This is a genomic window from Actinomyces bouchesdurhonensis, assembly GCF_900128465.1.
Classification (GTDB): Bacteria; Actinomycetota; Actinomycetes; order Actinomycetales; family Actinomycetaceae; genus Pauljensenia; species Pauljensenia bouchesdurhonensis.
In genome coordinates this window covers 414526-428344 of sequence record NZ_LT635868.1, presented here as the reverse complement: position 1 = coordinate 428344, position 13819 = coordinate 414526, and the positions used below count along the sequence as shown (strand labels likewise).

Here is a 13819-nt window from a genome sequence, read left to right as displayed (position 1 = left end):
CACAGGTTCATGCGCGTTATTCATGCGATCTTACGTCGCAGGCCAGGACTTCGGTGGCGACTGGCACGTCGTTGTAGCGGTGGTGGATTCCCTGGATTTCCTGGTACCACTCTGCGCCCTTACCCGTGATGATGACGGTGTCGCCGGGGTCGGCCGCCAGGATGGCGCGTCGCACGGCGTCGCGTCGGCATGTCGTTACCTCGGTGACGTCGGCCATGTTCGGGCGCACGGATGCGATGCCGCGTAGCAGGTAGTCGCGGATCGCCTGGGGGTCTTCAGTGCGTGGGTTTTCGTCCGTCACCCACAAAACGTCCGCCTCGCGCGCCGCGATCTCAGCGAGTTGCTCGCGCTTGGTCGCGTCACGGTCACCGTCGGTTCCGAAGACGATGACGACCTTGCCGGGTGTTAGCTCGCGGGTGGAACGCAGGGTCCACTCGAGGGCTTCGGGGGTGTGCGCGTAGTCGACGATGACGAGAGGCTGAGGGCCGGGTACTGGGTTCACCTTCTCCATGCGTCCGGGAATCTGCGGTGCGCCTTCAATGGAGGCGATCACGTCAGCCAGGTCGATTCCCAGCGTGACGGCGGACACGATGGCGACGGCGGTGTTCTGAACATTGACCTCGCCCAGGATCGGCATCGCGACGCGGTGGCCGACGCCGTCGGGGTCTACGAGCGTGAAGACCGTGCGTCCGATCGCTTTGTCGGGGTGGATGTCGCGGACCTGCCAATCAGCGCTCTCGTTCGTCAGGGCGGACACGGTGGTCACCGGCACGCTCGCCTGTGTGGCCAGGCGGCGGCCCCACTCGTCGTCCACGCACACGACGCCCGCGCGTGAGTGAGACGGCGTAAAGAGGAGCGCTTTAGCCGCGAAATAATGCTCCATGTCGCCGTAGTAGTCCAGGTGATCGTGCTGGAGATTCGTGAAGGCAGCGACGTCGAAGACGATGCCGTCCACCCGGTGCAGGGACAGGGCGTGCGCGGACAGCTCGATGACCCCGGCGCCGCAGCCGTATTGCTCGGTGGCTGCCAAGAATCGGGCGATGACGGGCGCCTCTGCGGTCGTGCGCACCGCCTCAAACGAGATCGGTCCGACGTGCGTCTCGACGGTGCCGCACAGGGAGGCCTGGGGGAAACGCGAGGCGATGGCGGCGCGCATCAGGTACGAGGTCGTCGTCTTGCCGTTTGTTCCAGTCACGGCCATGGTCGTTAGACGCGAGGACGGGCACGAGTAAACGTTCGCACACAGAGCGGGAACGACGCCTCGAGGATCGGCGACCTGAACGACGGGGGTCCCCAGGCCTCGTTCATGTGCCTGCACGCGTCCCTCCTCGTCGGTGAGAATGACGCTGGCGCCAGCCTCGATGGCGGCGTGGGCGAACCGGATGCCGTGCTGTTTCAGGCCGGGGATCGCAACGAAAATCCAACCGGGTTCGCAATCGTTGGAAGACACTGTCACGCCTGTCACCGCCAGGTCACAGCCCTTAAGCGCTGCGGAGGCCCCGTCCGCACCGTAGAAGCCCTCGACATCGAGGCCGTCGAAGGCGCGCTGAAGCGGGAGAGGGTCAATGGACGGGCGAATATCAGTCACTGATGTCATGGCACTACTGTAGATCGTCATCGCGCGCCCGTGGTGCACGCGCATGGACTGTGACACAGTAGGATAAGAGACATGCAGATCTTGACACGCAACGAAGCAGCACATCGCGCTGGCATCCTTGACGTCTTAGCCATCGATGTCACCGTCGATCTTTCCGGTGCCCAGGACTCATCTCAAGCAACCTATCCCGTAACCTCGATCCTGACTTTGACCTCGTGCGAAGAACGCACGTTTATTGACATTGTCGGTCAGGTCAGTGACGTCTTCCTCAACGGCGTGGAGCACCCTTTCGAGCACGACGAGGATCGCGTGTGGGTGGCAGGCCTACCGGTGGGGGAAACCATCACTCTCGAGGTGCGTGCACTGGCGTACTACTCGCGCAGCGGCGAGGGCCTCCACCGCTACACTGACCCTGAAGACGCAGAGGTCTACCTCTACACACAGTTTGAGCCGAACGACGCACATCGGGCGTGGCCGTGCATCGACCAGCCCGACGTGAAGCCCGCCTGGACGTTCCACGTCATCGCCCCGAGTTCGTGGGTGGTTTTCTCCAATGGCGTTGAGGTGGCATGCGAGGAGGCCGGTGCCGGCGCTGCACGTCACGACTTTTCCACGACACCTCCGTTGTCCAGCTACATCACTGCGCTCGTCGCGGGTCCTTGGGCCGTCATCGACGGGGGCACCTGGAGTGGTGGCGCCTGCGACGGTGGACATGTTGAACTGCCCTTGCGCCTGGCATGCCGCCGCACGTTGGCCCGCTACCTCGACTCCGACGACGTTTTTGAAGTGACGCGTGCGGGCCTCGATTTTTTCCATGAGCGTTATGGCGTGACCTTCCCGTGGGGTTCCTACGACCAGATCTACGTTCCCGAATACAACTTGGGTGCGATGGAAAACCCCGGGTGTATCACCTTCAACGAGAGCTACATCTCCCGTTCCACCCCGACGTTCTCCGAGCGGCAGCGACGCGCGAACACGACGCTGCACGAAATGTGCCACATGTGGTTCGGTGACCTGGCGACCCCCGCGTGGTGGGACGACCTGTGGCTCAAGGAATCCTTCGCCGAAAACCAGGGCGCCAGCGCGATCGCGACGTCGACGAAGTACACGGGGGAGTGGGCCAACTTTGCTATGAATCGCAAGATCTGGGCATACACGCAGGATCAGATGCCAACGACGCACCCCATTGCCGCTGACATCCCCGACGTCGCCGCAGCTAAGACCAATTTTGACGGGATAACCTACGCTAAGGGAGCCGCCGTATTGAAGCAGTTGGTCGCCTGGGTTGGAGAGAATGCTTTCTATGAGGGTGCACGCCGCTACTTTGACAAACACCGCTTTGGTGCCACGACCCTGTCTGATCTTCTCGAAGCGCTTCAGGCGGCTTCGCGCCAGGAGCTGGACTCGTGGAAGCATGCGTGGCTCGAAACGTCTGGACCCTCAACCCTGTCGGCCTCGTGGGTAACGGATCCTGTTGGCGCGATCACGGAGTTCACCCTCCACCAGAGCGGCGAGGCATGCGACGCTGTTCTGCGCCCTCATCGTGTCACCGTGTCGACGTGGCGCGCGGCGGGAGGAACTCTTGAACGCACCCACGCCTTTGACGTGCGCATCGACGGCGAGAGCACACCCATTGATCCGCAGGGTGTCCTCGCGATCCCGGGGGGTGCTGCCTCGGTCGACCTCGTCGTCGTCAACGACGACGACCTGACCTACGCGATCTCCCGCCTCGACGAGCGGTCAACCGACGTGGCCTTGACCTATGTGGGCACGATCGAAATCCCCATCACACGTGCCGTCGTCTGGGCATCGCTGTGGAACGCGGTACGTGACGGACTTCTTGATCCTCGCCGCTTCATCGTCGCGGTCCTTGGTGCCGTTCCTGCCGAAACGGAACCCGCGGTCCGTGATCGTCTCCTCCTCTTTGTGTCCGAAGCTCTTTCCGCCTTCCTGCCCGGACGCCACCGCACCGAGGTTCACGACCAGGTGCTCGCAACCACCGCGCGTTTGGCCAGGGAAACTACTGACCAAGATGCGTGGCGCTCTTACATGCGCGCGTGTATCGCCGAGTTTGCGGCCCGTGGAGGAGAAGAATTCGCGTCCACCGTCGCTGGCCTTGCGAGCAGTGATAACCCCGACATCGCGTGGCGCGCACGCCGAGCCCTGGCTGCCAGAGGCCTCACGAACGAAGAGGCAATCATCTCCTGGCGCGACGCTGACGGCTCGGGGGAGGCAGCCCGCATGAGTGTCGAGGCACTCGCTTCCCTGCCCGAGGAGTCGGCACGCGCTAAGGCCTGGGCTTCAGTTCGCTCCGACACGCTTTCCAACGACTACCTCAGCGCTACCCTCGCGGGGCTGCAGTCCTCTTCGTGGGAGGGGAATAGTGGCATCGATGATGCGCTCGCGCACATGCGTACCTACTGGGAGTCGCACACGATCGGGATGTCTTTACGGTATGTGAGCGGCGTGCTGAACCTCAGCGTCGACATCGACCGAGATGGCAGCGTTGAGGCCAGCGTCGGTGCACTTCATTCGTGGCTTGATGCCAACGAGGATGCGCCGACCCAGCTGCGCCGCATCGTCGTCGAACACCTCGATGACTTCCAGCGGCGCGAACGTGTTCAGCGTCGCTGGGAGCACGATCAGTGAGATCCCCAACGGAACACCCCCATGGAACGGGGTCTATGCCCGATGCCGGATCGACCTCGGGTGTAGACCCCGCGGCCTCAATGTCGCTGCTGACATCGCTGCTGGCAAACCCCCTCGATGCGGGCTACGTGCATTACCGCGCCACGCACGGCCCGCGGCCCGCAACCCTCCTCGGGCGTGTCGGCGTGTTCGTGGTTGCGCTCGCCCTCGGCTTCAGTTCCGTGGTTGCTACGCAGTCCCTCAGGGCTCCCGCTGGCGACGTGAAAGCCGACCTGAAAGAGCAAGCGAGTCGACGCTCGGCGCAGGTCGAGGACCTCAATAATGACGTGCAATCGCTGGGACGCGCCATCGAGCAATACGCCAATCCCAGCACGGTTACAAAGACGGACAGCGCTCTCGCCCTACAGAGCGCAACTGTTGCTGTGTCTGGTCCGGGCATCACTGTGACGCTGACGGATCGAAGTGGACCAGGGAAGGGCAGCGGCGCCGTGCGCGACCAAGATCTGGCGATGGTCGTCAACGCTCTGTGGGCAGCCGGCGCCGAGGCTATCTCGATTAACGATCAACGAATCGGACCGTCCACCTACGTGAGAACTGCAGGCGCGGTCATCCTGGTCAATATCACCCCCGTATCCTCGCCCTACGATGTCACAGCGATTGGAGACTCCAACGCCTTATCCATTGCTCTCGTGCGCGGTAACACGGGCGACTATCTGTCTGCAGTTCAGTCAATGACCGGCATGACAGTCTCGACGAAAGTCTCACCCTCGTTGTCGATGGAGGCGCTCACACTCTCCGCCCCCGAATACGCCACACCTGCTGTCGACACAAACCAAGGAGGCACCTCGTGATTGCTGTCATCGGATTGATCATCGGAATCGTGCTGGGAATCTTGCTCGACCCGACTGTTCCCGTCTGGCTCACCCCTTTCTTGCCGGTCGCCGTCGTCGCTGGACTCGATGCCCTCTTTGGCGCCGGTCGCGCCTGGCTGGAAGGGCGTTTCGCGGACCGCGTCTTCGTCACGTCCTTCTTTTGGAACGTCGTCGTTGCGTGTCTGCTTGTCTTCCTCGGAACACAGCTGGGAGTTGGGTCGGCTATGACGACCGCGGTTGTCGTAGTCCTGGGCATCCGCATCTTCTCTAATACCGCATCCATCCGCCGTCTCCTTCTCAAGGCCTGATATGACTGACGAAACCGCGAACGAAACCACTACCACCGCTCAGTGCGCGACGGAGTCAGTGCAACCAGCCGAGGCCGAAGAATCCACGAGCAAGAGGCGCAATCATCACGAACCGCACGGTGGGTCTCGACTCTGGGATCGAGCCAGAGGCGCATTCTTCGCGCTGCCGCGTGGTCTTCACATCGTGATGCTCATAGTTTTCATGATCCTGGGTTTTGCGCTGGCGACGCAGGTGCGCGCTCAACGTTCCGATCCACTCGAAGGTCTTTCCGAGCAGGATTTGGTAACCGTTCTGGATGAGCTGAGCACGCAAGAACAGAACCTGCGTAACCGGCGCACGGAGCTGAGCGGTGAACTGGCGGATCTGCAAAGTGCTGCTAGCGAAGCGGAAGCGCGTGAGCAAGCCTCGGCGAAGGCGGCCACACAGGCGCAAATTGGAGCGGGAACAATAGCGGTTAAAGGGCCGGGGGTCACCGTTTCCGTCGTCGATCCCGGCAATAACCTCAGCCCTACGCAGTTTGTGATGACGCTCGGTGAACTGCGCAACGCGGGGGCTGAGGCCATCGACCTCAACGGCGTTCGACTCACGACACGTTCGGCGTTCACGGGGCAGGCGGGAGCCATCGCGGTGGACGGGACGCCTATTGCTTCGCCCTACTTGTGGACGGTCATCGGGGAGCCACAGACGATCGCGACAGCACTTGACATTCAGGCTGGCTCTGCTTCGCAGATGCGGGCCAAGGGTGCGACGGTGGCGATTACTGTGACTGACCTCGTGACGATTGATTCTCTCGCAACCCCGCAGGCCCCCCAATACGCGAGCTACAACTAGACGTCTCGGTTTAAAATGACGGGGAGAGAAATCACCGTTCCCGTGCCTGGGGGAAGGTGAACGTTTACACTTATGAAAGTCCCGTTACGTGACCTTTTGGAGCACACTATGTCTGACAACCAGCCGTTTGACCCTACTGCAACGTCTATCTTCGGCTTCACGCCTCTGACGGATGATGTCGAAGAGGCGCCGGTTGCACTGTCTGCCCGTGATCGTGAGGCTGTCGAGGCGCTTCCTGCTGGATCGGCTTTGCTGATCGTTCAGCGTGGTCCCAACACAGGAGCTCGTTTCCTTCTTGACCCCGAGGTGACCAACGCGGGTCGTTCGCCCAAGGCTGACATCTTTTTGGATGACGTGACAGTCTCGCGTAAGCACTGCCAGTTTATTGCTTCCAATGGTGGGCATATCGTGCGTGATTCCGGATCTCTGAACGGCACCTACGTCAACCGTGAGCGCGTTGACTCTGTTGAGCTTCATGCCGGAGATGAGGTTCAGATCGGCAAGTATCGTCTGACCTACCAGCCGTCGACCAAGCAGGACTGACGTGTCGGCGTCGGTTGCTCGTATCCGCGTGTCGCGTCCCTCTGCGGAGGCGACATCGTGGCCGCACGATGCCGATCACTGTCCAGAGTTGTCGATTGGGCGTGTCGTCGAGGAGCTGAAGGGCGAGTTTCCTGCGATTTCTCTGTCCAAGGTTCGCTACTTGGAAAGTGAGGGGCTCGTGAATCCCGCCCGTACGGGTTCGGGCTACCGCAAGTATTCCGCTGCTGACGTGGCACGCTTGCGCTATGTGTTGACGCAACAGCGCGACTCGTTCACGCCGTTGAGTGTTATCCGCACGCAGCTTGATGCGCTCGATGCTGGGCATACGCCTACCCGTCGCCGCATAGCGCAGATGGTTTCTTCCGAGGGACAGACGGTCTCTGTGGGGGGGCGGCGCGCGATTCCAGCATCGGATCTGGCGGATTTGACCGGTGTGGATATGGAGACGTTGGAACGCTATTCGCGCTTGGGGCTTATCACTCCTGATCTTGCTGGTTATTTTCCTGCACGGTGTGTTCAGGCGGTGACGACGATTGCGCGCCTGGAGTGTGCTGGAGTCGATGTGCGTGTGTTACGCGCGGTGCGCCAGGGCGCGGAGCGAAGCGCAGATATTATTGATCAGACGGTGTCGTCCCAGAGGGGACGAGGCCGTGGCGCGGATCGCGAACGGGCGCGGGCACGCTCAATCGAGCTGGGCGATCTCTTTGCTGAGCTGCATCGAGACATGCTTGAGGTGGCGGTGTCATCGTTGTCGGACGACGGCTTGTAACTCTCATGTTTAACCTGAAGGTTAGACTCGCCGTGAGGGTCGTTGACCACCCCCGTTTCGTGCTCTACCGTAGTCCTGTTCTCATCACATACGACCCACAAGGAGCCCCACAGTGAGCGCAGAAGCCAACGCCGCGGCACGGCAGGGCATGCTGTTCGGCGACCCACTCGAGGGTCTCGAGACGGACGAGGTCGGTTACCGCGGGCCGATCGCCTGCTCCGCCGCGGGGATCACTTACCGCCAGCTTGATTACTGGGCTCGCACCGGTTTGCTGCAGCCTTCGATTCGCGCTGCGCGTGGCTCTGGCTCCCAGCGTCTCTACTCCTTCCGCGACATTCTGGTTCTTAAAGTTGTTAAGAAGCTTCTTGATGCTGGTGTGTCCCTCCAACAGGTTCGGGTGGCCGTCGGCTCCCTGCAAAACAGGGGAGTGGACGATCTCGCGTCGATTACTCTTATGAGTGATGGTGCCTCCGTCTACGAGTGCACATCGACGGACGAGGTGATCGATCTTCTGCAGGGTGGTCAGGGAGTTTTCGGCATCGCCGTGGGTCGCGTGTGGCGTGAGGTCGAGGGGTCCCTCGCGGAGCTGCCTCTCGAGCGAACGGATCGTTCCTTCGTGGACGAACTCGCCCAGAGGCGCCGCGCCAAGCGCTCGGCCTCCTAAGGGCCGGAGAACCCTATATGCTCCCAGGAGTGGAATGGCTAGCGCCCTGCTCGACGGATGGGTTTTGGCTGGCCATTGCATGAAGGCCGTTGGATGCGCCTGTGCGAGCCAACGAGACCAGTGCAACCATTCCCATGGGGTTCCCCAAAAGATTGCCTTCTGCGCGTGCAATAGCCCTGGTGCCACGCATTGTCCCTTTTTCTTTCTGCGGTCCCTCTCATCACCCGCGACCGCGAATATGAATACGATGTCACAACAATTCATGCTCGTGCAAGACACGCAACATGCCCGAGGCGACCACGCTGCGTCCAGTCGCCGATATGAAAAGGGTAGTGGGTCAGGTGATTGCCTGACCCACTACCCTTGATCGGTGGAAAGAACCCGACCGCGTTACTTGCGACCGAGGGGGCAGGTCACCGTGTACGCGGAATCAAGATCCGTGATCTCAACGGTCACCATGCCGTTCTCGTCGACAATGTAGGACTCTTCGATGAGCGGCCCCTCGTCTGTGCGCACGACCGGCACGGACGCGATGTCGATGTCGTCACGGCGCAAAGCGCGATCGAAGGGGAAGATGACCTCGCCGTAAGGTTGGAGGTCGCCACGAGGCACCCAAGAGTCATCGAGTGAAGAGTATTCGACGAAGCGGAAGTACCCGATGTTGTGGGCCGCGCGGTAGCGACGCTTGATCGTAAGAGTTTCGCCGGGCGCGAGCTCTGTATTCGGCTCGAGGAGGGTATCGAAGGAAATGAAGGAACCAGCCTCGCGTTCACGGAAGACTCCGACGCCGCGCGAGAGCTGCTCGCGTACGGTGTAGGCGGCTTCGGGATCAGCGCCGATCGCCAGGCCGATCGCAGTCGAAGCAGCTGTGTGTGGCGAGCGGTGGACGCGGCGACCGAAGCGCGCGCGAAGGATGCGCGCGACGAGAGGCAGCTGAGAACCGCCGCCGACCACGTAGAGTCCTGCAATGTCGCCGCCGAGCTGGCCGACACTGGAGGCATCGGGGACAAGCAGGGGTTCCATGGCCGCGATCGTCGCATCGACGAGCGCGGTGGCGTCCTTATAGAAGTCGGCGACGGTTATGGTCGTGGGTTCGCCGTCAACGGGGACCGTGATGAACTTTGTGGAGGGGGAGAGGGCTTCCTTCGCGGAACGTGCATCCTCGATGAGGCGTTCCCATGCCGTGTCGCCTAGCTTGCCGGAATCGGTGCCCGCAGCGGCAGCGAGACGGGTAGCCAGGATCGTGTCGAAGTCGTCGCCGCCGACGAGGTTGAGTCCGCGCGAACCCATTACCTCGTGCAGGGTGCCAGTAGCCGAAACGACGGAGGCGTCGAAGGTGCCACCCCCGAGGTCGTAGACGAGGATCGCGGTGCGCTTAGAGTTTAGGGTACCCGCGTGACGGTGCGTGTATTCAAAGCCAGCTGCGGAGGGCTCGTTGACCATAGCGAGTACGGTCCAGCCGGCGCGGCGGAAGGCCTCCAGGGTTAGGAAGCGCTGAGCGGACCACGCGTGGGCAGGGATGCCGACGAGGGCCTCGAGGGGCTCGGACGAAGGCACCGAGGCGACGGAAGAATTCGTGCGCAGCTGATGAGCGACGTAGGTGAGGAAACCGGTGAGGGCATCAAGGATCGAAATGCTGTGGTTGCCCAGGCGCAGCGTGGACGTATCGGTGACCGAGGGATCCGAGAGAAGTCGTTTGAAGGAGCGCAGGTGTGGGGCGCCCTCGCGGGCCGCGTCCTCGGCGTCGAAGCCGAACACGAGGCGGTCGCCGTCAAGGGCGAGTACGGAGGGGATGAAATCAACCGTATCGTCGCGGTTGTTCACAAAAGAGACGATTGGATAGTTCCCCCGATCAACAATAGCGATCGCGGTCGTCGTGGTGCCAAAATCTACTCCTAGTCTCATGGCATCAACCCTATCGCGCATTTGCGGGTGCTCCTAGGACATCTCGCCGGTGCTTCGCATGTTTCTCAGTAACACTGTGTGTGTTACTGTGACGAAGGTCCACGCAAGTAGGAAATATGTGCCCCCGGCGATGGCATCAACCACATAATGGTTACCCGTTGCGATAATTGTCACGATGGTCAAAGTTGGGTGAAGAGCGAGTGTGAGACGCGCCCACCATGAGCGCCAGACGTAGGTGCCGAGCATGACGGCCACCCAGATCGACCATCCCGTATGCATTGACGGCATGGCACCGTAGGGGTTTGCGAGTGTTCCGAAGAGTTGCGAGTATGCGGAGGTATGTTGTGCAACCGCGTCCTGGATGCCCAGGCCTGGGACGAGGCGTGGGGGAGCAAGGGGGTATGTCCAGTAGGTGAGCAGGGCGCCGAGTGTCATGACGACGAGGGTCCATCTGGCTCGCGCGTAGTATGTGGGACCCTTGATCCACAGGACAAGCAGTGCGAACCCGGTAAGGAGAAGGAATGTCGTCGCGTATTGCATTGATGCAAGCGTGGCGAGCGTTGGGTGAGCCGCGAGCCAGCCGTTCATGGACGGTTCGATAAAGAAACCGAGGCGTCGTTCCAGCGTGACGACGTGGTCTGCATGTTCGAAGGCGGCGGACTCGCTGGCTCGCGCCAGAAAAGACAGGAGCGAATATGCAAGGCAAGCGAAGGAAAGTACCATCATCTCGCGGATCGGGTGCCTCGTGGCGTGGTGTGTTGGATGGTCCGTAGGCATGGCTTCAACTCTAGCGCGTGAGTAGGGGTGCGTCGGTCTGGCCGATCGGACATAATGTACATTATCGGATCGCGGGTTGAAGTGGACCCGCGCCCTTCCACTTGACGCATCCGATACAATGAATCCGTTTCTTCACTACGTCCAGGAGGCAGTTATGGCAGACCGCGCGTTGCGTGGCATGCAGATCGGCGCCAAGTCCCTCGAATCCGAGGACGGCGTTGTCTTCGCTGACCGTTTCGTCGTCCGATACCTGTGCCCAAATGGCCACGAGTTTGAGGTGACTCTCTCCAGCGAGGCGACCGCACCGGCAACCTGGGAATGTAAGTGTGGCCAGAACGCAGAACTGATCGGAGAGACAGCGGATGACGAGGATAACAAGCCTGTCAAGCCGCAGCGCACCCACTGGGACATGCTCCTTGAGCGTCGATCAATCGAAGAGCTTGAAGTTGTCCTGAACGAACAGCTCACAGCTTACCGCGAAGGGCGCCTGCGTCCTGAGGGGTCCTACCGCAAGGGCTAACCCCTGCGAAATGGTATATGCGCGGCCTGAGCCAGACGGCTCAGGCCGCCTTTCGTAACCATCGCGAGTTCCTCGACGAAGATCGACGAGTCAAGTTTCGATTCACCGGCCATCCGCTCGTCGAAAGTAATGGGCACCTCGGCGATAACGGCGCCGAGGGACCGCTCGAGTTCCGTCATCTCCACCTGGAATCCGAAACCCGTCGTTGACACGCGTCCTAAGACGTTGTGTTGGGCTAGAAAAGCAGAGCGGTGAACCCTCAGCCCCGCGGTCGCGTCGCGCACGGGAGTCCCTAGACACAAACGGACATAATAATTGCCCGCCTTCGACAGGGCGACGCGCTTGGCCGACCATCCGTTAATGCGACCGCCAGGCACCCAGCGTGAACCAATGACGAGGTCAGGCTGGTCGGGACCGCCCATGCGCGCCAGCAGTTTGGGCAGATCGACTGGACGATGCGATCCGTCCGCGTCCATCTGGAGGATAAACGGATAGTCGTGAGCGATTCCCCACCCCATGCCGTCCACGTACGCGGTTGCCAGCCCGGACTTCGCCGGGCGATGCAAGACGAAGAGGCGCTTGTCGCCCTCGCGGCGGTTATCAACCCACTCCCCCGTCCCATCCGGTGACGAATCGTCAACAATCAGGATATGTGCGGCCGGAACGTAGGCCCAAATTTCGTCGAGAATACGTGGAAGCGTCTCCATTTCGTTATACGTCGGAATCACGATCAGGGTGTTGTCGCCCTGAGGCGACGGGGAAAGAGGCGCATTGGTAGTCATGAGTCACATTCTGCCTTTTTTAACGACTGGCCGCACGTGCGGCGCGCTTAGTCACTCCCCTCCGAATGCGGGTCACAAGCCCCATCACGGCAATGACTGCCGTAAATCCCATAGCAGCGTTCGGTATGCGCTCACCTGCGCGCGCAGTCAACGTCATAGAAGAACGCAGAGGAACATCGGCGACCATCGTCGCTGCAGTCTCGGTATCCGTGGAAGCCAGGACACTGCCGTCCGGACGGATGATGTACGAATGACCCGTCGTCGAGGACTGAATAGCGCTGCGCGAATACTCCATGGCGCGCATACGTAGCAGCTGTCCCTGTTGGGAGGATTCGCCCGACGAACGGAAGTGATAGTTGTTCGAGGGGGTGACGATCATCTGGCCTCCCAGGGCCACACCTTGGCCGATGACGGAGGGATAAGCCCCCTCAAAACAGATTCCTACGGCCAGCGGAACCTCACGCCCGTCGCGAGTAGACACCGCCATGAGGGGAGGCTCCTCCCCCGCCTCCATATCTTTGCTTGCCCTGGCAACCTCAGTAGCGAAGGACGCGATGAATTCGCGCAAGGGGATGAACTCCCCGAAGGGAACAGGCACGTGCTTGGAATAGCGTGCCTGCTCGTCGATACCCGCACCCGGCTCCCACAGAGCCAGCCAGTTCTTCACGCGCTCACGCTCGTTCAGATTCGTATAACCGATGAGAATCGGCGCGTCCAAGGCTGTTGCTGCCTCATCGACGAGCTCCCCAATGCGCGCGAAGGCGATCGGATCCCGATCAACCGAACCCTCGCCCCACAATGCGATGTCGATGGGATCGGCGATAACCGCAGGATCGGCAGCGAGCTGACGCGATGCGCGCACATTGTTCATCGTTACTTCTCCCGGGTGACTGTATGCCTGCGGACCTGGCAACGCTATATCTCCCTGGACGACGCCGACGCGCAGCATGCCTTCCTCAGCCATATTAGACAGGGGTATCGCGCCCGGCGCCGCGATACCGACAAGCACAAGGAGGGCAAGGGCCGGACGTGAGAACCAGTGCTCACGCCGCACAGCCGCGTCTCGGTGAGCACACATGCGCCGGACGAGGACCGCGAGAAACACGACCGCTGCTGTAATCAGCGTGGTCCCACCGAAGGGCGCTAGGCGTCCGAGTGGGGAATCAACCTGGGGCAGGGCCACCGAACCCCACGGGAAGCCCGACCACGGCCAGCGCGAACGCGCGGCATCTACACCCGCCCACGACACCGCGTACAGGAGCGCCTGCAGAACAGGACCGCGTGCCCATGACCACAACTGCGTCCAGCGCGTGAACACCACCCAGACGCACCAAAAAAGTGTCTGGACGAAGGCGAGTGCGAACCACGCAGTCCTCATGCCGACAGCCATGGGAACCCAGTCGATAAGGGGGAGCCACATGCTCATCCCGAAGATCAAAGTCACCGCGAGCGCGCGAGGTGCACGAGCCTCGTCGATACGAGAAATAAACAGAGCGAGGGCTGGGATCGTCATCCACCACCACCCCAGGGGTGGGAAGGACGAGTACAGGCCCAGGCCTGCGGCAGCACCTATCATCGCATCCCCACACACATGTGCGAAG

13 protein-coding genes are annotated in these 13819 nt (G+C 61.4%); 8 read left to right on the top strand and 5 right to left on the bottom strand.

The features are described 5' to 3' along the window. Positions 1-16: 16 nt before the first annotated feature. Entirely contained in the window at positions 17-1597 is a 1581-nt protein-coding gene (locus BQ7477_RS06835) for a UDP-N-acetylmuramoyl-L-alanyl-D-glutamate--2,6-diaminopimelate ligase (RefSeq protein ID WP_073983561.1), read from the bottom strand. Between the two features lie 72 nt (positions 1598-1669). On the opposite strand from BQ7477_RS06835, the gene pepN reads away from it, so the two are divergent. The 7 genes from pepN to BQ7477_RS06800 all read left to right on the top strand — a co-directional run bounded on the left by pepN (position 1670) and on the right by BQ7477_RS06800 (position 8234). After that, positions 1670-4246, top strand: a complete 2577-nt coding sequence (pepN, locus tag BQ7477_RS06830; RefSeq protein WP_073983305.1) for an aminopeptidase N — start codon at positions 1670-1672, stop codon at positions 4244-4246. Positions 4247-4281: 35 nt separating this feature from the next. Continuing rightward, positions 4282-5097, top strand: a complete 816-nt coding sequence (locus tag BQ7477_RS06825; protein ID WP_073983304.1) for a DUF881 domain-containing protein — start codon at positions 4282-4284, stop codon at positions 5095-5097. Further along, positions 5094-5426 (top strand): small basic family protein, encoded by a 333-nt coding sequence (locus BQ7477_RS06820; protein WP_073983303.1) that lies wholly within the window; start codon positions 5094-5096, stop codon positions 5424-5426. The genes BQ7477_RS06825 and BQ7477_RS06820 overlap by 4 nt, the downstream gene beginning before the upstream one ends. A gap of 1 nt (position 5427) precedes the next feature. Continuing rightward, on the top strand, positions 5428-6258 hold the full coding sequence (locus BQ7477_RS06815) for a DUF881 domain-containing protein (RefSeq protein ID WP_084795702.1): 831 nt from the start codon (positions 5428-5430) through the stop codon (positions 6256-6258). Positions 6259-6366: 108 nt separating this feature from the next. Further along, on the top strand, positions 6367-6801 hold the full coding sequence (locus tag BQ7477_RS06810; protein ID WP_073983302.1) for an FHA domain-containing protein: 435 nt from the start codon (positions 6367-6369) through the stop codon (positions 6799-6801). Between the two features lies 1 nt (position 6802). Then, entirely contained in the window at positions 6803-7570 is a 768-nt protein-coding gene (ftsR, locus tag BQ7477_RS06805; protein ID WP_073983301.1) for a transcriptional regulator FtsR, read from the top strand. A 112-nt stretch (positions 7571-7682) separates the two neighbouring features. Further along, positions 7683-8234, top strand: coding sequence for a MerR family transcriptional regulator (locus tag BQ7477_RS06800; protein ID WP_200783484.1), 552 nt, complete (start codon positions 7683-7685; stop codon positions 8232-8234). Between the two features lie 390 nt (positions 8235-8624). Here the strand turns inward: BQ7477_RS06800 and BQ7477_RS06795 are convergent, their stop codons facing one another. Together BQ7477_RS06795 and BQ7477_RS06790 are read right to left on the bottom strand one after the other, a co-directional pair. Further along, positions 8625-10139 carry an Hsp70 family protein gene (locus BQ7477_RS06795; protein ID WP_073983558.1) on the bottom strand — a complete coding sequence of 505 codons (1515 nt, stop codon included), beginning with the start codon at positions 10137-10139 and terminating at the stop codon, positions 8625-8627. A gap of 33 nt (positions 10140-10172) precedes the next feature. Next, a complete protein-coding gene (locus BQ7477_RS06790; protein ID WP_073983300.1) occupies positions 10173-10916 on the bottom strand; it encodes a phosphatase PAP2 family protein in 744 nt (247 codons plus the stop codon). Positions 10917-11070: 154 nt separating this feature from the next. Here BQ7477_RS06790 and BQ7477_RS06785 point away from each other — a divergent pair, with 154 nt between their 5' ends. Then, the gene (locus BQ7477_RS06785; RefSeq protein WP_073983299.1) at positions 11071-11436 is read left to right on the top strand and encodes an RNA polymerase-binding protein RbpA; all 366 of its coding nucleotides are present in this window, start codon (positions 11071-11073) and stop codon (positions 11434-11436) included. Here the strand turns inward: BQ7477_RS06785 and BQ7477_RS06780 are convergent. After that, on the bottom strand, positions 11433-12218 hold the full coding sequence (locus tag BQ7477_RS06780) for a polyprenol monophosphomannose synthase (protein WP_073983298.1): 786 nt from the start codon (positions 12216-12218) through the stop codon (positions 11433-11435). The two genes, BQ7477_RS06785 and BQ7477_RS06780, sit on opposite strands and share 4 nt — an antisense overlap. A 19-nt stretch (positions 12219-12237) precedes the next feature. Then, the gene (lnt, locus tag BQ7477_RS06775; RefSeq protein WP_073983557.1) at positions 12238-13794 is read right to left on the bottom strand and encodes an apolipoprotein N-acyltransferase; all 1557 of its coding nucleotides are present in this window, start codon (positions 13792-13794) and stop codon (positions 12238-12240) included. Positions 13795-13819: the final 25 nt, after the last annotated feature.